This is a genomic window from Devosia limi DSM 17137 (genome assembly GCF_900128975.1).
Lineage (GTDB): Bacteria > Pseudomonadota > Alphaproteobacteria > Rhizobiales > Devosiaceae > Devosia > Devosia limi.
In genome coordinates, this window is the sequence record NZ_FQVC01000001.1 from 18,166 (window position 1) to 41,619 (window position 23,454).

General features: G+C 62.6%; 23 protein-coding genes and 1 tRNA gene. 5 read left to right on the forward strand and 19 right to left on the reverse strand.

Translation table 11 applies throughout. The features are described 5' to 3' along the window. Positions 1-88: 88 nt before the first annotated feature. Genes nagA through BUA69_RS00095 form a run of 3 tightly spaced genes read right to left on the reverse strand, consistent with a single transcriptional unit; the run spans position 89 to position 3,056 of the window. The gene (nagA, locus tag BUA69_RS00085) at positions 89-1,249 is read right to left on the reverse strand and encodes an N-acetylglucosamine-6-phosphate deacetylase (protein WP_046134294.1); all 1,161 of its coding nucleotides are present in this window, start codon (positions 1,247-1,249) and stop codon (positions 89-91) included. Beyond that, on the reverse strand, positions 1,246-2,256 hold the full coding sequence (locus tag BUA69_RS00090) for an SIS domain-containing protein (RefSeq protein WP_046134407.1): 1,011 nt from the start codon (positions 2,254-2,256) through the stop codon (positions 1,246-1,248). Before BUA69_RS00090 ends, nagA begins: the two co-directional genes overlap by 4 nt. A gap of 11 nt (positions 2,257-2,267) precedes the next feature. Further along, on the reverse strand, positions 2,268-3,056 hold the full coding sequence (locus BUA69_RS00095; protein WP_046134295.1) for a GntR family transcriptional regulator: 789 nt from the start codon (positions 3,054-3,056) through the stop codon (positions 2,268-2,270). A 264-nt stretch (positions 3,057-3,320) separates the two neighbouring features. On the opposite strand from BUA69_RS00095, the gene BUA69_RS00100 reads away from it, so the two are divergent. Then, complete coding sequence (locus BUA69_RS00100) at positions 3,321-4,226, forward strand: N-acetylmuramic acid 6-phosphate etherase (RefSeq protein WP_046134296.1); 906 nt, start codon at positions 3,321-3,323, stop codon at positions 4,224-4,226. A gap of 51 nt (positions 4,227-4,277) precedes the next feature. On the opposite strand, the gene BUA69_RS00105 is transcribed toward BUA69_RS00100, so the two are convergent. The 3 genes from BUA69_RS00105 to BUA69_RS00115 form a co-directional block, all read right to left on the reverse strand. Then, a complete protein-coding gene (locus BUA69_RS00105; protein ID WP_046134297.1) occupies positions 4,278-4,598 on the reverse strand; it encodes a hypothetical protein in 321 nt (106 codons plus the stop codon). Between the two features lie 50 nt (positions 4,599-4,648). Further along, positions 4,649-6,085: a cardiolipin synthase gene (gene cls / locus BUA69_RS00110; RefSeq protein WP_046134298.1), complete on the reverse strand. Its 1,437-nt coding sequence runs from the start codon at positions 6,083-6,085 to the stop codon at positions 4,649-4,651. Between the two features lie 73 nt (positions 6,086-6,158). Next, on the reverse strand, positions 6,159-6,488 hold the full coding sequence (locus tag BUA69_RS00115; protein ID WP_046134299.1) for a hypothetical protein: 330 nt from the start codon (positions 6,486-6,488) through the stop codon (positions 6,159-6,161). A 161-nt stretch (positions 6,489-6,649) separates the two neighbouring features. Here BUA69_RS00115 and BUA69_RS00120 point away from each other — a divergent pair, with 161 nt between their 5' ends. Beyond that, entirely contained in the window at positions 6,650-7,063 is a 414-nt protein-coding gene (locus BUA69_RS00120) for a phage holin family protein (protein ID WP_046134300.1), read from the forward strand. A 74-nt stretch (positions 7,064-7,137) separates the two neighbouring features. Here the strand turns inward: BUA69_RS00120 and BUA69_RS00125 are convergent, their stop codons facing one another. From BUA69_RS00125 to BUA69_RS00155, 7 genes are all read right to left on the reverse strand, one after another. After that, complete coding sequence (locus BUA69_RS00125) at positions 7,138-7,524, reverse strand: c-type cytochrome (RefSeq protein ID WP_046134301.1); 387 nt, start codon at positions 7,522-7,524, stop codon at positions 7,138-7,140. A gap of 17 nt (positions 7,525-7,541) precedes the next feature. Further along, on the reverse strand, positions 7,542-8,030 hold the full coding sequence (locus BUA69_RS00130) for a RidA family protein (RefSeq protein ID WP_046134302.1): 489 nt from the start codon (positions 8,028-8,030) through the stop codon (positions 7,542-7,544). A gap of 61 nt (positions 8,031-8,091) precedes the next feature. Continuing rightward, positions 8,092-8,487: a c-type cytochrome gene (locus BUA69_RS00135; protein ID WP_046134303.1), complete on the reverse strand. Its 396-nt coding sequence runs from the start codon at positions 8,485-8,487 to the stop codon at positions 8,092-8,094. Between the two features lie 26 nt (positions 8,488-8,513). Then, a complete protein-coding gene (locus BUA69_RS00140; protein WP_072866423.1) occupies positions 8,514-10,100 on the reverse strand; it encodes an NAD(P)/FAD-dependent oxidoreductase in 1,587 nt (528 codons plus the stop codon). A gap of 453 nt (positions 10,101-10,553) precedes the next feature. Continuing rightward, a tRNA-Ser gene (locus BUA69_RS00145) sits at positions 10,554-10,646 on the reverse strand. A gap of 240 nt (positions 10,647-10,886) precedes the next feature. Continuing rightward, the gene (locus tag BUA69_RS00150; protein ID WP_046134305.1) at positions 10,887-11,588 is read right to left on the reverse strand and encodes a glutathione S-transferase N-terminal domain-containing protein; all 702 of its coding nucleotides are present in this window, start codon (positions 11,586-11,588) and stop codon (positions 10,887-10,889) included. 116 nt (positions 11,589-11,704) lie between these two features. Then, a complete protein-coding gene (locus BUA69_RS00155) occupies positions 11,705-12,145 on the reverse strand; it encodes a glyoxalase superfamily protein (RefSeq protein ID WP_046134306.1) in 441 nt (146 codons plus the stop codon). A gap of 328 nt (positions 12,146-12,473) precedes the next feature. On the opposite strand from BUA69_RS00155, the gene BUA69_RS00160 reads away from it, so the two are divergent. Continuing rightward, positions 12,474-13,238 (forward strand): sulfite exporter TauE/SafE family protein, encoded by a 765-nt coding sequence (locus tag BUA69_RS00160; RefSeq protein ID WP_046134307.1) that lies wholly within the window; start codon positions 12,474-12,476, stop codon positions 13,236-13,238. Positions 13,239-13,344: 106 nt separating this feature from the next. Here BUA69_RS00160 and BUA69_RS00165 read toward each other — a convergent pair whose 3' ends face one another. From BUA69_RS00165 to ndk, 6 genes are all read right to left on the reverse strand, one after another. Continuing rightward, on the reverse strand, positions 13,345-15,441 hold the full coding sequence (locus tag BUA69_RS00165; RefSeq protein ID WP_046134308.1) for a molybdopterin-containing oxidoreductase family protein: 2,097 nt from the start codon (positions 15,439-15,441) through the stop codon (positions 13,345-13,347). Between the two features lie 212 nt (positions 15,442-15,653). After that, complete coding sequence (locus tag BUA69_RS00170; RefSeq protein ID WP_152663418.1) at positions 15,654-16,253, reverse strand: hypothetical protein; 600 nt, start codon at positions 16,251-16,253, stop codon at positions 15,654-15,656. Between the two features lie 294 nt (positions 16,254-16,547). Next, positions 16,548-16,862, reverse strand: coding sequence for a quaternary ammonium compound efflux SMR transporter SugE (gene sugE, locus BUA69_RS00175; protein ID WP_046134310.1), 315 nt, complete (start codon positions 16,860-16,862; stop codon positions 16,548-16,550). 208 nt (positions 16,863-17,070) lie between these two features. Beyond that, positions 17,071-17,931: an SDR family NAD(P)-dependent oxidoreductase gene (locus BUA69_RS00180; protein WP_046134408.1), complete on the reverse strand. Its 861-nt coding sequence runs from the start codon at positions 17,929-17,931 to the stop codon at positions 17,071-17,073. Positions 17,932-18,244: 313 nt separating this feature from the next. Then, positions 18,245-20,182, reverse strand: coding sequence for a DEAD/DEAH box helicase (locus BUA69_RS00185; protein ID WP_046134409.1), 1,938 nt, complete (start codon positions 20,180-20,182; stop codon positions 18,245-18,247). Between the two features lie 167 nt (positions 20,183-20,349). Then, positions 20,350-20,772 carry a nucleoside-diphosphate kinase gene (ndk, locus tag BUA69_RS00190; protein ID WP_046134311.1) on the reverse strand — a complete coding sequence of 141 codons (423 nt, stop codon included), beginning with the start codon at positions 20,770-20,772 and terminating at the stop codon, positions 20,350-20,352. 298 nt (positions 20,773-21,070) lie between these two features. Between ndk and BUA69_RS00195 the strand changes: the two genes are divergently transcribed. After that, entirely contained in the window at positions 21,071-22,954 is a 1,884-nt protein-coding gene (locus tag BUA69_RS00195) for an ABC-F family ATP-binding cassette domain-containing protein (protein WP_046134312.1), read from the forward strand. Next, positions 22,951-23,382, forward strand: coding sequence for a cupin domain-containing protein (locus tag BUA69_RS00200; RefSeq protein ID WP_046134313.1), 432 nt, complete (start codon positions 22,951-22,953; stop codon positions 23,380-23,382). Before BUA69_RS00195 ends, BUA69_RS00200 begins: the two co-directional genes overlap by 4 nt. Positions 23,383-23,454 lie beyond the last annotated feature (72 nt).

A 23,454-nucleotide genomic window follows, 5' to 3' on the forward strand; every position in this document is an offset into this window, starting at 1 on the left:
CTCAAATCGCTCCACTGGAGCGATTTGTCCCTTCGGGCCGCTTGGAAGCCCCGCAAGGGGGAGGGCATGCAGGCTGACAGGTTGAGCGCTAGGCGCTGAAGACTTTGGTGCCGTCGATCCAGGTGGAGCGCACGGCGTGATCGTCTGACAGGTGGACGAAATTGGCGAGGGCGCCGGCGCCAAGGTGACCATAGGTAGCCTGCATGCCCATGGCTTCGGCGGGGTAAAGCGAGGCCATGCGGACGGCTTCCTCGAAAGGCAGGCCGATTTCGCGGTTCATATAGGTGACGGCGTCGATCATATCGAGATCGGCGCCGGCCAGCGTACCATCGGCAATGCGCAAGGCACCGTTGGAACGGGTGATGGTGCGACCATTGAGGGTCAGCGTCTTGATATCGGTGCCGGTCTGCGACATGGCGTCGGTGACGAGGAAAACCTTGCCAGGGCCGCGCTTGGCTCGCAGCGCCACCGCGATGGAGCCGGGATGGACGTGGATGCCATCGGCAATCAGGCCAGCAAAGACAGTGTCATGAGTCAGCACGGCGCCGACGACGCCGGGTTCGCGATTGCCCAACTGGCTCATGGCATTGAACAGATGGGTGGCCATGGTGGCCCCAGCTTCGATGGCCGCCGATGCGGTTGCGGCATCGGCATCGGAATGGCCGATACTGACAATGATGCCGGCATCGCGCATTGCCGAAATCTGGGCCGGCGTGACAGTTTCGGCGGCGACGGTGCACAGCAGATGCGGCAGATCGCGGGCGGCGCCGAGCAGGCGCGCGAGGTCGCTGTCATCCATGGGTCGGATCAGGGCCGGGTCATGGGTGCCCTTGCGGGCGATGGAGAGATGGGGACCCTCCAGGTGCAGGCCGATAAAGCCCGGGACGCGTTCGGCTGTTGCCGCGACGCCAGCGGCAATGGCGCGCTCGTTAATGGCGGCGGTGTCGGTGATCAGGGTCGGCAGCAGCGCAGTGGTGCCGAATTGGGCGTGAACCGAGCATATGGTCCGGATGGCCGCAACGGTTGGATCATTATTGAACAGGATGCCGCCACCGCCATTGACCTGCAGGTCAATGAAGCCGGGCACCAGGATGCCGCCATCGAGCTGGACGCGCTCCGAATGGGCCGGGATGGCGTTGGACCGCACAATGGCGCTGACATGGCCGAACTCGACCAGGAGAGCCGCGTCGTCGTGCCAGGAATGCCCATCAAAGATACGGGCGCCGGAAATAGCCAGCAGATCGCTCATAGTGTTTCAGTGACTTTCTTCAGCAAGCGGGGCGCGTCCGGATTGAGCCCGCGATGGCGGGCCAGAGCTTCGACGAACCCATAGAACGAGACAATCAGCGACAGAGGGTCGGTGATCGGGTGACCGGTGGCTGCAAAGGGCAGCCGATGGGCGGCCCCTGAGCGATCCGAAGTGAGGAAGGCGAGAGCGCCCTGCCCGGCCAGCTTGTGCGCCATATCGGCGACCGATGGTTCGGCCGCATCGCGGGCGGCCAGAGCCAGCACCGGATAGCCGGGCGTGACGATGGAGACCGGGCCGTGCATGACTTCGGCAGCGCTATAGGCCTCGCCCTGAATGCCACAGGTTTCCTTGAACTTGAGCGCCGCTTCATTGGCGATGGCCCAACCGGGACCGCGGCCAAGCACGTAGAGGGCGGTGTGGCCATCCAGCGCGCCGATCATTTCGGACCAGTCGCAGGCGACGGCTTTGGCGAGCGTTTCGGGCAGCGCATTGACGGCGGCGATCAGGGCCTCGTCACCGCTCCACTGGCCGAGCAGCGCCAGCCCGGCAACGATGGATGTGGCGAAGGTCTTGGTGGCGGCAACACTCTGCTCGACGCCGGCATGCAGATTGATGGTGAAATCGGCGCTTTCGGCGAGCGGCGAACCGGCCGTATTGGTGATGGCGATGGCGGTAGCGCCGCTGCGACGAGCCGACTGGGTCATGCCGACGATATCGGGGCTCTTGCCGGACTGGGAAATGGCAATGGCGGCGCAGCGATCGAGCTTGAGATCCCTGCCATAGATCGAGGCAATGGATGGACCGATGGAAGCAACCGGCAGGCCGAGGGTAAGCTCGATGGCATATTTGAGATAGGCCGAGGCGTGATCGGACGAGCCGCGGGCAATGGTGGCGACCATGGCCGGCTGGCTGGTGCGCAAAGCGACAGCAGCGGCGGCGACAACAGCCGAACTCTGGTCGAGAAAATTGGCCACGACATCAGGGATTTCGCCGATTTCGCGGCGCATGTGGGTCTGGGTCACGACTTGGAACCTCCCGGGGTGGGGTTTTCGCCAATGCGCAGTTCGGCGACGAAATCATAGGTGTCGCCGCGATAGATCGAACGGGTGAATTCGATGACGCGGCCGGAAGCCAGATACGATGTGCGCTCGATATTGAGGCCGGCGGAGCCCACCGGCACATCCAGCAGGCGTGCATCCTCGCCATCGAGATTGGCGGCGCGAATGCGCTGGATGGCGCGGACCGGGCGATTCCCCTTCCTGTCGAGCAGCATATAGAGCGAGTCACCCACGGCCATCGGATCAGGCAGAATGCTCGACGACAGGCTGGCGCGCTCAATGGCGAGAGGGGTTTCGCCGGAAAGGCGCAGGCGCGAAATGCGGGCCACATTATCGCCGGGCGACAGGCCGAGAATGACGGTTTCCTCAGGCGATGGCGCATAGAGGCCGCGATCGAGCCACTCGGCCCGCACAGCCATGCCGCGCCGGGCCATATCCTCGGTAAAGGAGGTCAGTTGCGAGAGCGATTGCTCGACGCGCTGATTCTGCGGGGCGACAAAGGTGCCGGAGCCGTGGCGCTGGACGAGCACGCCATCCTTGACCAGTTGCAGCACCGCCTTGCGCACCGTAACGCGGGAGACATCGACCTTGAGCGCCAGGTCACGCTCGGACGGCAGAGCATCGCCGGGATTGATGGCGCCACGGTGAATGGCGTCCTCTATCCAGCGCTTGAGCTGGAGATAGAGCGGTCCGCCCGCTGGCAGGACAATAGGTTCATCGGCAAAAAAAACGTCGGACGCCTCAACCACAAGTATCCCTCACCCACCGCGCGCGCTCACTGGCGCAATTCATATCACCACTTATCGGCTATGCAGCCAAATCTGAACCCGTTGAGCACATGATACCAATAAAATACCATTGACCAAGCAAAATCCGGCAAATCCTCGTTTTGTTGGCAAGACCAGACAAAAATCAGCCCCATCTCGTCAATGACTCGACGTTTCAGGCCTGAATCGGACCTCCGCTAGACAAGTGGTATTTTTTTGGCATTATTGCTGCAACAGGAGCAAAGCATGACCGCCACCCAAACAGAACGCAGGCATGACAGCGCCGAGGGCTTCGATCTGAAGCCACCGCAGGAGGCTTTGCAGATTCTGGCCCAGGCGCAGGTCGACGCAGCTGCCTCGGTTCAGGGCGCCGTGCCCGAGATTGCCGCAGCGGCAAAGCTGGCGGCAGCGTGCCTGGCCGATGGCGGGCAGCTGGTTTATGCGGCGGCAGGCAGCTCCGGGATGATGGCGCTGGCCGATGCGCTGGAACTGCCGGGCACCTATGGCATTGCGCGCGAGCGGATCAAGGTATTGCTGGCGGGTGGCGTCAATGCCGTGCTGACCATGCCCGGCGCTGCGGAAGACGATGAAGAAGAAGCGCGCGCGGCGATGGCCGGCGCCGCCGTCGGGCCCAGGGACTGCGTAATTGCCGTGACGGCGAGCGGCTCCACGCCCTATCCGATGGCCGCGGTCAAAGCGGCACGCGCCGTGGGGGCCAGCACTATCGGCATCGCCAATAATCGGGGCGCTGCGCTGTTTGACATTGTGGACGTGGCGATCTGCCTGCCGACACCGCCCGAAGTAATTGCCGGCTCGACCCGGATGGGCGCGGGCACAGCGCAAAAGATCGCGCTCAACATGCTGTCGACCCAGATGGCGGTTCATCTCGGGCATGTGCATGATGGCTATATGGTCAACCTGCTGGCCGACAATATCAAGCTGCAGGCGCGGGCCCGGCGGATCGTCATGGCGGTGACTGCTGTGTCGGAAGCCAGGGCGGACGCGGCGCTGCAGCAGGCCGAGGGCGCGGTGAAGACGGCGATCCTGCTGGCGGCAGGGGCCGAGAACGCACGGAGTGCGCAGCAATTGCTGGCGGATCACCAGGATCGACTGCGACCGTCGCTGGCGGCGTTGCACCAGGGTCGCCGGTAGGTTTTTGCGCGCAGGCGGCAGTGATTCCGCAGGTGCTCGAGGCCCGGTCAATCAGGCAATATCGTCTTCGCCGGGGGTGCCGCCCTCGTCTTCCCAGGTCTGGATGCGCCTGACCGTCTGGCGAGGGAATTTGAGGCGGACGCCGATGCCTTCGCCGCCCATTTCGGGCAGGAACAGAACACCATTGGCTTCGAGCGCTGCGCGGATGGCCCGCGGGCACTCGACCGGCAGGTCATCGGCCTCGGCTTCGAAGCGTTCGATTTCGCCTGCGGCGAAACCCGAAGCCTCAGCCAGATCGGCGACGGACCAGCCGACCAGGGCGCGACCAGCGCGGCTTTGCGGAGCAGTGATCGGTGGCAGGGGCTGGGTCATGGATCATCCTATCGGTTGGCGGTTACACGGCCGCATCGCCCCCTGCCCGGCTAAAGCACCGGGCCAAACATGGCGACGGTGTTGTTCCAGAGGCGGTGTCGGCGGGACCAAGAGGCGACCGAGGCGGGCTCAATGAGGACTGCGGCGTCGATATAATGCTGCTGGCGCTCGCGGATCCGGGCGGTGAAATCGGGATCGTAGAGCAGAATATTGTTCTCGAAATTCAGTTCGAAACTGCGCCGGTCGATATTGGCGGAGCCGATGAGCGAGACGGCGTCATCGACGGTCATGGTCTTGGAGTGCAAGAGGCCGCCGACATATTCGTAAATCTGCACCCCGGCCTCGATCAGCTCGGCGTAATAGCTGTGGCTGGCGGCGGCGACGATCCAGGAATCGTTGCGCTGCGGGACGATGAATTTGGTATCGACGCCGCGATACGCTGAAGCACACAGCGCGGCCTGGATGAATTCGTCCGGCACATAGTAGGGCGTGGTGATGACCAGCTCGCGACGGGCTTCAGTCATCAGCGCGACGAAGATTTCGGGCATGGCCGAAGGTCGCACAGTGACCCCGGTGCCGATGACCTGCGCAGCAAAGCCAGGCTGGATATCGGTCAGCGGCTCACGCAGCAGATCGGAGAGGTCCTCGTCTTCGTGGCTCATCCAGTCACTGGCGAAAAGGTGCTGGTTCTGGCGGACGATGGGACCTTCCATCCGCGCCATGATGTCGACCCAGGGGGCGAACCTGGCCTTGATCTCGAAGGCAGCGTCGGCGCAGTTCTGGCTGCCGCAATAGGTGATACGGTTATCGATGACGACGATCTTGCGGTGATTGCGGATATCGATGCGCCCCCAGAGCGGAGCCAATAGCGGATTGCCGACGGGCATGGCGCGGGACAGGCGCACGCCGGCGGCGGCCATATCCCGCCAATGGGGCGAGCGGATCATGGCGCGCGAGCCAATATCGTCGGCCTTGGCGCGGCAGATGACCCCCCGGGCAGCGGCGCGCTTCAGCGCATCGACAACGCGGACGCCGCTGGTATCGGGCAGCCAGATATAGAATAGGACATGGACGTGGTGGCTGGCGGCATCGATGTCGGCAACCATGGCGGTGATGGTTGCTTCGGAGTCGGGCAGCAGGGTGGCGCGATTGCCGCCGACCGGGGGATAGCCATTGATCGACTGGCCGGCGCGAAACAGCGGCACATAGCGCTCTGGCACCTGGGCGATACAGGCATCCTCGGTGGGCGGAGGCAATTCATGCAGGGCGGCACGCAAGCGGGTAATGCGCTTGCGGCCGATATTGGTTTCGCCGACCAGCACATAGGCGGCCATGCCGACCAGTGGAGCGACGATAATGACAACGACCCAGGCAAGGCGAGAAGCCGGTTCGCGATAGGGACGCAGCAGGGCGCGGGAAATGAAGAATATCTGCGCCGAAATGTGGAGCACAAAGGCCATTAAGGTGAAGAACGAAGCCTCGGTCATGCGCGGCAGTCCCCTTCCCACTTGTCGTCAACTCTTATGCAACAGCTGAGCGGCCGCGGAAAGGGCAGAGATTTCATTGCGATGCAGCAAGGCGTTTAATGGCGCTGCGCAGAATGAGCGACGAAAGCAGCGAACCGATGATCATGCCCACGGCAAGAGCTATCGCAACAGCAATGGCCAGGACCGTGCCGATATTGAGCGCGAGGCCAACCACCTCCTCTTCCGCCTTGCCGATTTCAGCGGTGATCGCCGCCGAAATGCTCTCGCCGGCCGCGGTGATCGCGTTGGCGATGGCATTGGTGATCGCGGGCGGCGCAGAGGGGGCCTGCGCCGACGCAATGGCGGGCCAGATGATGACAATTGCCGCCAGACATACTGCGAAAAAGTTCCGTATTACACGCATGTTCACCTCCCAGACCGGCGATCAACAGCACTCGCCTCGCCCGAGGGTATAGCAAGTTTTTGCGCTGGCAATGGGCAGCGCGTTCTGACCTAGTGGGGACGTTCCGACTGCTTGCACAGGGGTGCTGGCGGGAGTAGGTTTACTGGCGAGGGAGAGATTTCATGCTGCGGTTGATTGCATTTACAGTTCTTGAACTGATCGCCAACGCTATCGGGCTGCTGATTGCGGCCTGGATATTGCCGGGCTTCCTGCTCACGCCATTCGGGTTTTTCGTGGTGGTAGGGATTTTCACGGTGGTGAAGTTCATCATGGCGCCGCTGCTCTTTAAGCTGTCGTTCAAATATGTGCGGGCGCTGAATGGTGGCGTGGCGCTGGTAACGACCCTGGTGGGCCTGATCATCACCACCTGGCTGACCGACGGGCTGGTGATCACCGGGATCGACACCTGGATCCTATCGACGCTGATTGTGTGGCTGAGTGGCGTGTTGGCGGCGCTGACGCTGCCGCTGTTCATGTTCAAGCGCGTGTTGTCGAACAACTCGACCAACCGGACGACGCTGCCGCCGGGGCTGTGAGCATCAACACAAAAGAACGAGGCCGCAGGGTTTCTCCTGCGGCCTCGTTTTCCCATTTCTCGATTGCGCCGTCGCTACGGGGCAGCGCCAAACGTGGCGAGATAGGCGATAACATCAGCCGTATCGCTGGCATCCTTGAGCCCGGCAAAGCTCATCTTGGTGCCGGGCACCTTGGCCCTGGGGCCGGTGAGGAATTCAGTCAGGCTCGCCTCGTCCCACACCAGGCCGCCAGCACCGGCGTCGACCATGGCTTTAGAGTACTTATAGCCATCGACGGAGCCGGCGGTCCGGCCGATCAGATCATTGAGCTCGGGACCAACCTTATTGACAGCGCCCTCCCCGACTGCGTGGCAGGCCGTGCACTTCTTGAACACTGTTTCGCCATTGGCGACATCGCCTGCGGCATGAGCGGACAGAACGGGTGTGCAGAGAATGGCAAGAGCCAACAGGCTGGTTTTCATTATGATCGCCTTTCGCGTTACGGACGAACGGCAGTGACCTCAATTTCGACCAGCCACCCTGGGCTGACGAGACCAGCAACCGTCATGACGGACCGAGACGGCAGATTGGGCTGCTCGGCGGTACCAAAAAACTGCGTGTAACCCTTCATGAACCCTTCAAAGTCCAGTTTGGTTCCCTCTGGAGCCACCAGGAAGGCCTGCATCTTAATCACATCGCCCATGGTGAGGTCGAGATCAGCCAGGGTCTTCTCGATCGAATTCAGCACGCTGACGGTCTGGGTCTCCATGTCGCCATAGGCAGCGGTCGTGGCGCGATCGGCCGCGGGATCGACCACGGACGGAACGGCACCGCTCAGATAAACCGTGGTCATGCCAGCGGGCACTTCGACAGCGCGGGCAATAGGGAAATTGGAGCCTGGATTGGTGTGGCGGATCACTTCCTGCGCAAGCGCGGGGCCAGCCAAACCGGCGGTCAGTGCGAGGGCGATGGCAAATTTCTTGATCATAGAGATATTCCTGAACAGGCAGTAAATTGAGCGGCCGGCCTAAGCCAGCCGCCCGGCGGCATCAGCGGGAGTCGGTGACTTCCTGAACCGTCACTTCTTCGGGATAATTGTTGCCGAAATTGGTTCGGATGTAGCCAACGACAGCGGCGATCTGTTCGTCACTCAGCACATTACCAAGCGCGGGCATTGCCTTCTGGCCGTGGATGATCACGTAGATCGGGTAACCGGCAGCTTCCAGCGTCTCGTTGCCCGCCAGCGCCGGATACATGCCGGCGCCGACTGCGCCCTGGCCTTCGGCCATATGGCAGCCAGCGCAGATGGCGTTGTAGATATCCTTGCCATCAGTCTGGGTGAGCTTACTCGGGCTGGCGAACATCATTGCCGCATCCGACTGAGCAAGGGTTGGCGTGGCCATCATTGCGAGAGCTGCCGCCGCGACGATCATGAGAGATTTCATCGTAAAATCCTTTCCTGGAGCGGCGATCAGGCGCCGACGACCACCTTGTGGAGGCGCGTGATGGCGTCGAGGGCGGAGAGAATGGCGCCTTCCTGCCAAGCGGGCAGATAGGAGATATGCTCACCCGCCATCAGGGTACGGCCGTCCATGGCGGCAGCGGTGGCGTATTGGGCTTCCTTGTCGGCCCAGATGCCATAGCAACCCAGGACCCAGGGCACACGATGCCAGGTCACCGCCACACCATTGGAGAATTCCTCGGTGTATTGCGGGTGAATCTGGGCGCCGTATTCGACTGCCTTGGCGACGCGCTCTTCCGGCGGCAGGGCGTTGAACTGGTACGCCGTGGCGCCCCAGCCATAGCCACCCAGCAGCACGGCCGGGCCGTCGCTGAAATAGTCGTTCGAGGGATAGGAAATCTGCGAAATCGGCAGGTTGGTATAGGTGATACCGCCATAGATCCGCTCGTCCTGTTCCCAGAAGCGGCGCTTGAATTCGAGACCGAACTTGACCGAGCCCGCATAGGACATGGAGTCGATGACCGAGGTCATTTCGCCGGAGAAGTTATGCTCGATCTGGCCGAGAATGGAGAACGGGATGGTGCAGATGCAGTAGTCGGCTGTCGCGGTCTGTTCGCCCGCGGCGCCGTTGCTGTCGACATAGGTGACGGTAACGCCGGTGTCGTTCTGGTCGATCTTGGTGACCTTGGCATTGTAAGTGATCAGATCGCCAATGACCTTCTCGAAGCCCACGGCGATCATGTCCATGCCGCCGACCGGCTGGAAAATGGTGCCCTGATGGTCGATCGAGTCGCCGGTGACCAGATTGGCCCAGAGGCGCGACTGCAGCACATCGCTGAGCGCGATCGGCTCGGACGGAACCGGTGCGCCATCGACGCCGCCGCCGGGCGGCTTGTCCCAGCCCCGGAATTCTGACGTGTCGTCGCTCTTCACATAAGCGTAGTTTTCGTCAAGCACGCCGTAGGTCTTGAGGGATTCCAGCAGCAGCTTGGCGTCGTCGGCGGTAACCGTCTCGTCGAGAGCATTCTGATTGACGACCTTGGCGAGCAGTTCGGACACATGGCCCCGATAATCGGTGGCGATTTCGCGGAAACGCTGTGGCTTGCCGTCGAAGGCGTCCGTGCGGTGCAGATATGCGTTGTGGTTGACCTGCATGAACGGCTCGAGCTTGACGCCGAGACGCTGGCAGTAATCGAGCACGCCATAGTGGTGGTGAGGAATGCGCCACGGGCCGGGATTGATGTAATTGCCCTCGGCAAATTTGACGTCCTGCACGGCGCCACCGAGCTCGACATATTTATCGCCACCGCGCAACGTCCAGCAACGGCCGCCCGCTTTTTCGCGATATTCGAGCACCTGCACCTTGTAACCGGCATCGCGCAATTCGAGCGCGGCAGTCATACCGGCCAGACCGGCACCCAGAATCAGCACCGAGGCGCCCTTGGGGTCGCCCTCCAGCTTGATCGGACCCGAATAGGTGGATTCCTGGGCGAACCCCAGGCTTGTCATCGCATTGTACATGGCGACGCTACCGGCCGCCGTACCAATCATCGCCAGCAATTGCCGCCGGCTCATTCCAGTTTCAAACCCAGACATGTAGCCCTCCTCACAGGGAATTCGGCACCCGATCAAAGCGGACGGGCACCAGCACCGAGCCTAGGCCAGCAATCTGATACTGGCAACAGGGTGAATCCATGCCCTGATGGGCCGCAGGCATCGCCGTTAGAGGCATAATATTGCGCCTACGTGGCAATTGACGAAAATTTGGTCTTACCTCGCCATGCGTCGGCCGCGCGGCAATCGCCTGCAAACCTGAGGGGCAGGACAGGCAGATTTGGAAAACCGCGACGAGACTGCTGGAGGTCAAAGGCCCTCGGGGCCCTGGCAATGTCGACCGCGGTCAACGCGAATGCGCGTGGTCGTACCGTAAGCGATCAGAGAGGCTTAGATGGGGGGAATGCGCGAGTGCCGGTCGCCGACCGCGGCAGCGAGAATGGCGCAATAGCGCTCGCGCTGCCGACCATCAACCCCATGAAGAATCAGGGGTAATGGCGGAGAGGAAGGGATTCGAACCCTCGAGACAGTTTTTGACCGTCTGCGCCCTTAGCAGGGGCGTGCCTTCGACCACTCGGCCACCTCTCCAAGACGGGCTGGTACATGAGAAAGCGACGCGCATGCAAGGGGTTTTTGGTCGCGCCTGTCGTTTTCCCCAAACTGGCTCCCCCAAGGCGGGCGCGCATCGCGGAAACGGGGGGATTTCTGCGGAAATAGCGAAAGCGGTGCCAGGCGCCCCTGCCCTCGATCCAGCCCCTCGCGCAGAGCTGGATCGGCTCAATCAGGTCGCCGCAGCGCCTTGAGCGGAAGGACAGGGCAGATCGGGAATCAACGCTGGCCGAAAAGGACTGCCTTGGCGGCGTCATCCTTGGTGAGATCTACCTGGGTGGCACTATCAACAGTCAGGGCGAGTCCTGCCTTGGTGCCGGGGCGATTGCTGGTGCGATCGATCCAGGCGGCGACATGGGGGAATTCGGTGATATCCATGCCCTGGCGTTCCCAGCCGCGGGCCCAGCCGATGGAGGCGAGGTCGGCGATGGAGAAATCGCCGGCGATATAGTCGCGGCCTTCGAGCTGCTTGTTGAGAACGCCGTAAAGGCGATGAGTCTCATCGCGGTAGCGCTTGATGGCGTAATCGATCTTTTCGGACGCATAGAGCGCGAAGTGATGATTCTGGCCGAGCATGGGGCCGAAACCGCCGACCTGCCAGAATAGCCATTCATCGACCAGCACCTGCTGACGCGGATCGGCGGGATAGAATTTACCGAACTTGGTGGCGAGGTATTTCAGGATGGCACCGGACTCGAAGATCGAGATCGGCTGGCCGCCAGGGCCTTCGGGATCAACGATGGCCGGGATCTTGTTGTTCGGGGAAATGGCGAGAAATTCGGGGGTGAACTGATCGCCCTTGCCGATATGGATGATGTGGACGTTATACGGAACGCCCAGTTCTTCGAGCATGGCCGAGATCTTGTGGCCATTGGGCGTGGGGAAGAAATAGAGGTCGATGGGTTTGGTCTGGGTGGTCATGTCCGGTCCGTTCATTGGCAGGTCGAACGAACAATATCGGCGCTTTACGATGGATGGCAAGGCGGCCGGAGGGAGATCGGTTCCCCTCCGGCCGCATAACGGGCATGCATGGGGGGTTATTCTCGCATGATACGCATCTGCGGTTCCCCATTGCCGGTGCGCGCCGGCGAGACGCCGTGGATGTCCACGGTCGAGACGACGCGGTGGCGGAAGGCCGAGAACAGTTCGGAGGTGACCACATCGACGGGTTCGTCGAAATTGATGGTCACCTGATAGTGCTGCATGTCGCTCTTGAGCAGGACACCAATCACCATGCCTTTGAAGGCCTGGCCGAGATAGGTGCCCTTGACGCGCATGCCGACCTGCATCGGGCTGCTCACCCGCTCAGGCAGCATGGCGCGGGCTGTGTTCCAATCGCGGAAGCCGTGGGCCCGGGCAACGGCTTCGAGGGCCGCACCATGGCTGAGGGGTTCACCGGCCCTGGCGCGGTCTTCGCGCAAGGCTTTGGCCTCCGCCTTGAGGGTCAGGGCGCTGGGGGTATCGAGGGAAAAAGACATGACAAAGTTCTCTCACATTGCGTGAGGCATCTGATCCATGGGAGCCCGCATTGCCATGAAGCGCCTCGCAAAGGGGAACTATCATGCTGAAGTGTCACGCTATTGGCGTGTCTGGCTTGACCATCGGGACTATCCCGGCGAGCGGCGGGTGCCAGCGACCTGAGCGCTAAATGATCCCGGAAGGCGAATTTGTCAACTGCAGGGCAGATATGCTGATCAATCGGGGTGATGAGCCGCATCAGCCAAATGCATTGGGCGGATCGCCTGGAATAGGGCTAGGTGGGTGACGGATTCGGGGCGAGCGCCCTGCCCGCGCTTGGAGTAGACGATGACTGAGATTTTGTTGCTGGTGGCTGGCCTTCTGGGCGGCGCGGTCAATTCGCTCGCGGGAGGCGGATCGTTCATCGTGTTCCCGGCGCTGCTGTTCGCGGGGGTACCGCCGGTGATTGCCAATGCGTCCAACACCTATGCGGCCCTGCCCGGTTATGCCAGCGGTGCCATCGGCTATTGGAAATCGATCCGCAAATACAAGGATCGACTGGTGCTCTATACGATCATCGCTGCGGTGTTCGGCTATGTCGGCGCTGAACTGCTGCTGGTGGTCTCGGATGAGCTGTTCTCGCTGGTGGTGCCGTGGCTGATGCTGTTCGCCGTGGTGCTGTTTGCCTTTGGCAACCAGATCAATGGCTTTGTCGCGGCACGGGGTGGCACCGGGCGCGGTATGAAGCTGGCCGGCGCGGCGGTGCTGCTGGTGTTCCTTGCGGCCGTTTGCATCTATGGCGGCTTCTTCAATGCCGGACTGGGGATCCTGCTGCTGGCGTTTCTGGCCACGGCGGGGCTGAACGATATCCACGCGATGAACGGGCTGAAATTGTGGATTTCGGCAGTGGTCGCCATCGTCGCGGTGGCGCGGTTCGCCTTCAATGGATCGATCGACTGGTATCACGGCTCAATCGCGCTGGTGGGTGTGACCGTGGGCGGTTACCTCGCGGCGCGGTTTGCCCATCATGTGCCGACCGCGCTGATCCGGGGCGCGGTGCTGGTCTATGGCGTGGTGATGACGGGATATTTCTACTGGGTGGCGTATGCCTAGGGACGAGCGGGAGCGTTGCTAGCGGGCTTGAAGGCCCCCTCGGGTCGAGCCCGAGGGTGACGCGCGGTGGGTGGGCGAGACCGCGGTCCCCGCCCAGCTCCAGTCTTTATTGCTCGGCTTTCCGGAGCCAGACGGCTGCATCGTGGAAGGCGGCGCCGCCGAAGGGGGGCGCGGGGGTGGCGTTGGTGAGGGTGTTGATGCCCTGGCCGCGGCGGTGGGCCTTGTTGGCGTGCAGGCCTTCGGCGACGAGGACACCGCGTGGCAGGCCGGTGCGGATGCGGGCGGTCAGATCGACGGAACCGCGGCGATTGCCGAGGGTGACGAACGCACCGTCTGCAACGCCATTGGCGGCAGCATCATCGGGATGAATGAACACGGAGGGGACGCCTTCGCGGCGCTGGCTGCCGGGGGTTTCATTGAAAGACGAATTGAGGAAGGCGCGTGCCGGGCTGGTGGCCAGGCGGAAGGGATGCTCGGCATCGGCGTTTTCGATGATGTCCCAATGGTCGGCGAAGCGCGGCAGATCCGCAGGATCGCAGACCCATTGATAGCTCTTCCTTTCACGGGCGCCCTCCCAATTGGCAGAGAAACGGAAGCGCTTGTCGGGCCAGGCAAAGCCATCGGCAAAACGGGCCTCGGCGTCGGGGCGCTCACGATCAACGAAGCCGTTCTTTTCGATCTCGTCCAGTTCGCCATAACCGGAGCGGCGGAAGGTGGCTTCGACGACGTCGCGGTCGATGGTCTTGAAGATTGCATCATCGAGGCCGAGGCGCAGAGCCAGGGCGTTGATGACTTCGTGGTTGGAGCGGGTTTCGCCCGGGCGATCGATGACCGCTGGGCCATAGAGCACGCGGGTGTGGCCACCGCGGGTGTAATAATCATTGTGTTCGAGGAACATGGTCGCGGGCAGGACGATATCGGCCATTTCGGCCGTTTCGGTCATGAACTGCTCGTGGACGACGAGGAACAGGTCCTCGCGCGCAAAGCCCTGCCGGGTCAGATTCTGATCGGGGGCGACGGCGGCCGGATTGGTATTCTGCACGATGATGGCCTTGACCGGGCCGCCATGCTTGAGCGCCTTGGCGTTGCCCGTGAGGATGGGGCCGATCTCGGACATGTCGAGCGAGCGCGGATCGCCCTTTTGCAGGGCCGCCCCGGTGATCTGGGATTTGTCGAGCTTCCAGGTGCCCGAATTGGAATGAAAGGCGCCGCCACCGCGATGCTGCCAGGCACCGGTCATGGCGGGAATGCAGAGGGCGGCATGCATGGCGGTGGAGCCATTGCGCTGGCGGGTGAAGCCATAGCCCAGGCGGAAATAGCTGCGTGGCGTGGTGCCGACGAGACGAGCGAAGGCTTCGATTTCGGCGACGGTCAAGCCGGTGATTTCGGCGGCCCATTCGGGGGTGCGCGTGGCGAGATGGGCCTCGAAATCGGGGCCGAAATCGGTGAACTCGGCCATATAGGCGCGGTCGGCGAGGCCTTCGCGCAGCAGCACATGCATGACGGCGACGGCCAGCGCACCATCGGTGCCGGGGCGCAGGATCAGGCCCAGATCGGCCTGGTCCATGGTGGCAGTCTTGTAGATGTCGATGACGACAATCCTGGCGCCGCGTTCCTTGCGGGCGCGCATGGCGTGGGTCATCACATTGACCTGGGTGTGCACCGCATTGGTGCCCCAGATGACAACGCAATCGCTCTCGGCCATCTGCTCGGGATTAACGCCGCCGAGCATGCCGGTGCCGGCGATATAGCCGGGCCAGGCGGTGCCGGTGCAGATGGTGTCGTATTGGCGCGAATAGCCCTTGGCGGCGCGCAGCCGATCGATACCGTCGCGGTGCACGTGGCCCATGGTGCCGGCATAGTAATAGGGCCAGATGGCTTCGGCGCCGTGTTCGGCTTCGATCTGGGTGAAGCGGGCGGCGATTTCGTCCAGTGCCTCATCCCAGGAAATCTGCTGCCACTGCCCTGCCCCCTTGGGGCCGACACGGCGCAGCGGATGGGTGAGCCGGTCCGGATGGTGGACGCGCTCCGCATAGCGGGCGACTTTCTCGCAGATCACGCCGGCGGTGTAGGGATCGTCCTTGGCACCGCGGACCCGGCCAATGGTATGCGCGTCGATGATCTCCACATCCAGCGCGCAGGCGGACGGGCAATCGTGCGGGCAGACCGAACGGGCGGTGCGGGCGATGACGGGCTTGTTCATGAACGGCTCGGGGCTTGCTGAGGCTGCAGGGTATCCGAGGGGGTGGAATGGCTCAATGTGATTGTTGTGATGGGTGGGATGAACGGGGGTTATGGGCGCCACCGCGTCGGAGCCATCCATGCAATTAGTGAGGGCTGAGAATGGCCCCCGGATCAAGTCCGAGGGCAGCGCAGTGCATTGGGGCGTATCAGGGCAGGCAGGTTACACAACCGTCATAGCGCGGCGAAGGCTTTGGTGGCGGTTTCGGCGTTGCGGCGGGCGCGGGTGCTGGCGTGCTCGGCCAATTGGGCGGCACCAGAGTGGAACTGCGAGAAGGTTACCTGGCGCTGGTCGTAGGTGGTGATGGCGATGCCGCGCCAATTGGGGCTGACGTTGCGTACGTCTGACCAGGCCAGAATGGTCTGCTTGCCGAAGGCGTTCCGGTGTTCCAGTCTCGCATTGTTCCAGCGCACCTTGACGAATAGGCCGCCGAGACCGATGCCGATGGCCCCTGCCCCCAGCATGAGCGACGCAGCGAAAGCAGCAAGCATCTGGGTGGGATCAACGACCTTGGTGCCACCGATGACGATGACAGCGGACATCAGCACCACGGCGAGGGCTGCAGCACCGTAGCAGGCGAAGTATTCCACCATTGAGGGACGCAGCTCGGACCAGCCATCGCGCTGGATGCCTTCCTGGTCCTGCACCAGCCGTAAGGCCAGGAAGGCGGCATAGCCAAATGCAACGACGCCCGCAGCGCGCGCAAGCGGCAGACCGGCAGTGGCGGGGATATGCTTGAGAAGTAGAAGGGTGACGATCAAGACAAGTGGCACAGCCACTTCCTGCCAACGCAAGGGCACTATTTGCTCTCCGAAACTACGAGGGCCGGTGACGCGGGCTCGGCTATTACCAAACGAAGCTAGCAAAGTTCGCCGGGATGACCATTAACAAAATCGGGAGCGCGGGAGGTTGCGTGGCGATACGAGCTTTTTTGCCACAGGGGGGCTGAGAGAGTGATTCAAATGGCTGGCAGGCAGAATCCGATCGCGCCGATAAGGCATTGGGAACGCTGGTATTTGCGGGCGCGCGCGAATTGAAAGCCCGCGGGGAAACCGCGGGCTGGTTGGTCAGGAAATCACCTTGAGGCCGACAATACCGGCGACGATTAGGCCGATGCAGATGATGCGGGCGACGGTTGCCGGATCGCCAAACAGGTACATGCCGAGTATGGCGGTGCCGACGGTGCCGATGCCGGTCCAGACCGCGTAAGCGGTGCCAACCGGCAGGTCGCGGAGAGCGATTCCCAGCAGAGCGACGGAAATGACCATTGCGCCTACGGTCAACGCGGTCGGCACCATGCGGGTGAAACCGTCCGTATATTTCAGGCCGATTGCCCAGCCGATTTCAAACAGGCCGGCGATAACGAGGTAGACCCATGCCATGGGATTTCTCCTAGCGAGACAAACCGTCGGCGTGCGTGAGCCGAAAGCCATCTCATCTTGATGGTGGCGGGTCGTCCCGGCCAGAAATATGGGAATCGCGAGGTCGTCCAAGCGCCTGCGATAGATAGAGCAGCCGCTGCAAAAGGTGAAGAGCATCCCCTGACCAGCAGATGCTCCGGGGGCGAATGGCATGCCTCAGCTTCTGCCACTAAGACGGATCGAGAAGCCCGGTGAGGCGTTCGCTGAGGGACCAGAGCTGGTCCTGGCTGGCTTCGTCATAGGCGGCTTCGTTGGCCCGCCTGGGTTTGGTGCGGTCGAAATAGATTCCGTTGGTTTCAGTGAGCGCCGGATCGGTGGCGAGGCGGGCGATGTAGGAGCCAGCGCGTTCGGGCGATGTCATGAACAGGCGACCGGTGGCGGCGAGAAGCCATTGCATGGGCGCGGGATTGTGCCGGAAGATATCGGTGCGGACGAATCCGGGGGCCAGGCAATTGGCGGTGATACCGGTTCCCTCCAGCCGGCGGGCCAGAGCGAGGGTGAATTGCACATTGGCGAACTTTGTCTGGCCATAAACCTGCCAGCCATCGTAGCCCCGCTCACGGTTGTAGTCGTCGCGTTCGAACGGGATCTGCATGGCGGACGCCGTCAGCACGACGCGCGCATGGTTGCCCGCCCCTGCGGCGTGGGCCTGGAGGGCGCCAAACAGCAGGTGGGTCAGCAGGAACGGCGACAGGCAATTGACCGCTAAGGTACGTTCAATGCCTTCGCGGGTAAGGCGACGCTCGGCAAAATGGGCACCGGCATTGCCGATGAAGCCGGCAATACGGGGATAGCGCTCAAGGATGCGACCCGCTGCGGCTCGGGTTTCGGCCATAGAGGACAGATCGGCGGTCTCGATCTCCACCGCACGATTGCCCGATAGCTGGACAATTTCGGCATGGGCATCGCGCCCTTTCTGTCCCTCCCGCACCAGGATGATCAGCGGCAGTCCGGCGTCGGCAAGTTGTCGTGCGGCCGCCTTACCCATGCCGCCTGAGGCACCGGTGATGACTATTGGCGCTGTGGGCATGGGGGAACTTTCGGAACGGACAGTCATGCAGCAGAGATGGTGCAGCTCCGGGGATATAAAAAGACTGCCCGGAGACGATTTCCCGGCAGGACCTCACCGCGTGCTGTTCGACGGCAGTGTTTCGGGCAGATAGCGGTAACGACTCCGGAGGCCTGCCGACGGCTTGAGCCGGTGGTGTGGGCTGCTGCGACAATGGCGACCCGGAGGGACAGCTGAAACAAGAAAAGCCCGCGGAGATTGCCGCGGGCTTTGTTATTGGTCTGTGTACCTGGCACGCGGATCAGGTCCGCGGGCGGCGCTCAAGGATGGGACGTTAGACCTGCGGCTTGCGCTTGGCCTTGTGGTCCTTGTCCTTGGGCTTGTAGGTCTTCTTGGCGCCGTCGGCACCTTCGGTGGCCTTACCAGCCCATTTTGGCTTGCCCTTGTCCTTGGCGGCAGCCGCCTTGGGAGCGCGGGGCTTGTCGTGGTCGACCTTGGCCGGACGTGGCTTGTCGAAATCAGCGCGGGCATGCTCGGGGCGCGGAGCGGCCGGGTCGTAGCGGGTGGCGCGATCAGCGCGCTCGGGGCGTGGTGCATTGGGGTCGTAGCGCTCGATCGGCCCTTCCGGGCGGCGCGGCGACTTAGGGAAGGTGCGGGTCGGAGCATCGCCGACACCCTCGATGGACGAGATGGTCACGCCGCGTTCGCCCGAGCCGTTTTTCTCGATGGACTTGGCGAAGGCGTCGGCCTTGGGGGCCGCGACTTCGAAATGGCTTTCGGTATCGAAGATGCGGATCGAGCCGATGGCGGTCTTGGTGACATTGCCGGCCTTGCACAGCATGGGCAGCAGCCAGCGCGGCTCGGCCTTGTGCTTGCGGCCAACGGAGACCTTGAACCAGGTGCCGCCTTCGAAGCGCTCGCGAACACGCGGGTCGCTATCGCCCGGCTTGCCCATCTGGGCGCTGTCCGACAGATCCTCTGGCGCCGGACGGGCAGCCAGCTGCTGGCGCAGATAGGCAGCGGCGATGGCTTCCGGGGTGTAGCGCGACAGCAGTTCGGCCACGAATGCGGCTTCTTCCTCACTGATTTCCTTGGTGAGATCAGGAGCAGTCAGGATGCTTTCGCGATAGCGGGCTTCGATATCGGTGCTGGATGGCGGCGCCATGTTCTGGACGTCGAGCTTGGCCATCTTGAGGGTGCGCTGCACGGCATTGCGGCGGTGCATCGGCACGATCAGGACGCAGGTGCCCTTGCGCCCTGCCCGGCCGGTACGGCCCGATCGGTGCAGAAGAGTGTCGGGATTGGTCGGCATGTCGGCGTGGATGACCAGATCCAGATTGGGCAGATCGATACCGCGGGCGGCCACGTCCGTGGCGACGCAGATGCGGGCACGACCATCGCGCATGGACTGCAGCGCATTAGTGCGCTCGGCCTGCGACAGCTCGCCCGACAGGGTAACAACGTCGAAGCCGCGATTATGCAGGCGGGCCGACAGGTGCTTGACGCCTTCACGGGTCGAGGCGAAGACGATGGTATTGGCGCTATCGAAATAGAGCAGCGTGTTGATGATGGCGTTTTCGCGCTCGGCAGCGGGCACCAGCATCAGCTTGTACTCGATATCGGCATGCTGTTCGGCCGAATTGGTGGCCGAGATGCGCAGCGCGTCATGCTGGAAAGTCTTGGCCAGCTGGGCGATCGGCTTTGGCACTGTCGCGGAGAACAGCAGCGTGCGGCGATCTTCGGGAGCGGCGTCGAGAATGAACTCAAGGTCCTCGCGGAAGCCCAGATCGAGCATCTCGTCGGCCTCGTCGAGGACGACGGCGCGCAGCGCCGACATATCGAGCACCCCCTTGGTGATGTGGTCACGCAGACGGCCTGGGGTGCCGACGACGATATGGGCGCCACGTTCGAGCGCGCGACGCTCGGTGCGCACATCCATGCCGCCAACGCAGGACGCGGTCTTGGCGCCGGCTTCGGCGTAGAGCCAATCGAGTTCACGCTGCACCTGCAGGGCGAGTTCGCGGGTCGGGGCGATGATCAGCGCCATCGGGGCGCCAACCGAGGTGAAGCGTTCTTCATCGCCGAGCAGTGTCGGCGCGATGGCCATGCCGAAAGCGACGGTCTTGCCGGAGCCGGTCTGGGCAGAGACCAGGAGGTCGCGGCCAGCGGCTTCGTCAGCAATGACGGCGCTCTGCACGGCAGTCAGCGTCTCATAGCCCTTGGCGGCCAGGGCGCGTGCGAGTGGAGCAATAATGGTTTCAGGTAGGGTCAAGGCGAAACTTTCCGATGGGGACAAAACCCCCATCCAGCCCTCTCCCCTCAGACGGAGGCAGCTCAGGAGTTTCGTGATTGAGTGCCTTATAGCACAAACAAGCAAAAAGGCCGCCCGGCGGGCGGCCTTCACAATGATGTCGCTTCGGAGGTCCGAAGCGTCAGGCTTTAGCCAACGATTTCGTCGTCGTTGAAGAAGAACTTGATTTCTTCGGCAGCGGTCTCGGGAGCGTCCGAACCGTGAACCGAGTTTTCGCCGATCGAGAGGGCGAATTCCTTGCGGATGGTGCCGTCAGCAGCGTTGGCTGGGTTGGTCGCGCCCATGACTTCGCGGTTCTTCAGGATGGCGCCTTCGCCTTCCAGGACCTGAACGACGACTGGCGATGCGATCATCTGCTCGACCAGCTCGCCGAAGAAGGGGCGGTCCTTATGGACGCCGTAGAAGCCTTCGGCCTGAGCGCGGGTCATGTGGATCTTCTTGAGCGCGATGGGGCGCAGACCGGCTTCCTCGAACTTGGCAATGATCTTGCCGATCAGGTTGCGGCGGACTGCGTCGGGCTTAATGATGGAAAAGGTGCGCTCGAGAGCCATTTATCTGGTCCTTGAATCTTGAGATTGGTCTGGAATGGTGGGGCCTTGTAGCGGGAGACTGCGACACAGGCAAGACGGGCATTTCAGCGACATGGTGCCACGACCCGCTGGCCAGACAGGCCGGCGATGCGGTCGACAGCCCTTACAAAGCGAGCGCGCTGGAAGCTGCCATGTGCCCGCAGCGGTTGCCATTGGGCCCACTTGCCACTATCCAGCAGCATCACAGCCGTGTTGGCGCGCTGCCCGTTGTTCTGCCGCGCCCAGGCCCCTTGTTTTCCTCGTTTCAGATCGCCGCGCCATGTTGACCATCAATAACCTCACCTATCGTATTCAGGGCCGCGAGCTTTTCGAAGACGCGTCCGTCACCTTGCCGACCGGCTCGAAGACCGGCTTCGTCGGCAAGAACGGCACCGGCAAGACCACGCTGTTTCACCTGATCCAGGGCCATCTCGCACCCGACGCCGGTGCAATCGACCTGGTTCGGAAGGCGCGTATCGGCGCGGTGGCGCAGGAGGCGCCGGCCGGCAATGAGACTGTGATCGAAGTGGTGATGGCTGCCGACAAGGAGCGCACCGCGCTGATGGCGGAAGCCGAGACCGCAACCGATCCCGACCGGATTGGCGAGATCTATATCCGCCTCGCCGACATCGATGCGCATACGGCAGAGGCACGCGCCTCGTCCATTCTCAAGGGCCTGGGCTTCGAGACCGACCGACAGAATTCGCCGACACATGAATTGTCCGGCGGCTGGCGCATGCGCGTGGCGCTGGCTGGTGTGCTGTTCAGCCAACCCGACCTGCTGCTGCTGGACGAGCCGACCAACTATCTCGATCTGGAAGGCACGCTGTGGCTGGAAAAGTATCTCGCCACCTACCCCTACACCGTGTTCATGATCAGCCATGATCGTGACCTGCTCAACAAGTCTGTCAGCTCGATCATCCATCTCGAGCATCGCAAGCTGACCTTCTACAAGGGCAATTACGACACGTTCGAATCCACCCGCCGTATGCAGATGGAGCTGAACAACAAGAGCCGCGAGAAGTCGCTGGAACAGGCTGCGCATATGCAGAAGTTCGTCGACCGGTTCCGCGCCTCCGCCACCAAGGCCAAGCAGGCCCAGGCGCGCATCAAGATGATCGAAAAGCTGAAGCCGCCGGCAGCGATGTTCGACGAATATTCGGCACCCTTCACCTTCCAGCAGCCCAAGGCTGAAGCAGCGACCCCGATGATCACGCTGGATGGCGTATCGGCGGGCTATGGTGACAAGACCATCCTGCGCAACATCAATATGCGTATCGACCCGGAAGACCGCATCGCGCTGATCGGCGTCAACGGCAACGGCAAGTCGACCTTTGCCAAGCTGCTGGCCGGCGACATCAAGCCGATGGGCGGCACTTTCAACAAAGGCAAGAAGCTGGAGATTGCGCACTTTGCGCAGCACCAGATGGACAAGCTCAAGCCCGAATGGACGCCATTCGAGCATGTGGTCGAGATGATGCCGACCGACAGCGAAGCCAAGCGCCGGTCGCGGTTGAGCCAGATGGGCCTGACCAAGTCGCGCATGGATACGCTGGCGAAGAACCTCTCGGGTGGTGAACGCGCGCGCCTGCTGATGGGCCTCATTACCTTCAATGGCCCGGGGATGATGATCCTCGACGAACCGACCAACCATCTGGATATCGATAGCCGCGATGCGCTGGTGCATGCGCTCAACGATTATGAAGGCGCCGTGCTGATCATCAGCCACGACCGCCACCTGGTCGAGGCGACCTGCGATACGCTGTGGATCGCCGAGGGCGGCACGATCAAGGTGCTGGACGAGGATTTGGACAGCTATCAGCGCTCGATCACCGGCGGCAAGGAAGGTCGCAGTGGTGGTGGCGGCGGTGGCTCGATGAGCAAGGATGAGCGCAAGGCGGCCAAGGCCGAGGCCGCAGCACGCCGGGCCGAGATCGCTCCGCTCAAGGCCTCGATCAAGGACGCCGAGACCAAAATCACGCGGCTCAAGAACGAGATCGCCAAGATCGACGCACAGCTGGACGATCCCAAGATCTACAACGGCCCGGCCGACAAGATGATCGCTCTGGGCAAGGACAAGGCGCGGTTCTCAGCCGACCTTGAAGCGACCGAAGAAAGCTGGCTGGCGCTGAGCGCCGAGCTGGAAGCGACCGAACGCGCATGAGTGCGATGAGCGCACAGGACGTTATCAACACCCTCGGCATGGCACGCCATCCCGAGGGTGGCTGGTATGTGCGCACGTTCGAGGACCCGATCCAGATCGATGGACGGGCGCAATCGACAGCGATCTACTACCTGCTCGAAGCCGGCGATGCGTCGCACTGGCACCGAGTGGACGCGGTCGAGATGTGGCACTGGTATGCAGGAGCGCCGCTGCAACTGCGGATCTCGGACGGCAAGAGTGTCAAGCTGCACCTGCTGGGCGCCGATATTGCTGCCGGGCAGCGGCCGCAGGCCGTGGTGCCGCGCCATGCCTGGCAGGCGGCGACCAGCACGGGCGGGTGGACGCTGGTGGGCTGCACGGTGACGCCGGGCTTCCTGTTTTCGGGATTTGAGCTGGCCGCGCCGGACTGGGCCCCAAGGGCCGATTAACCTGCAACGGCAAGGTGAATTGACACCGGCGGGGTCATAAAGTCTGCTGGCGGCACGAGTGAGTTACGAGAG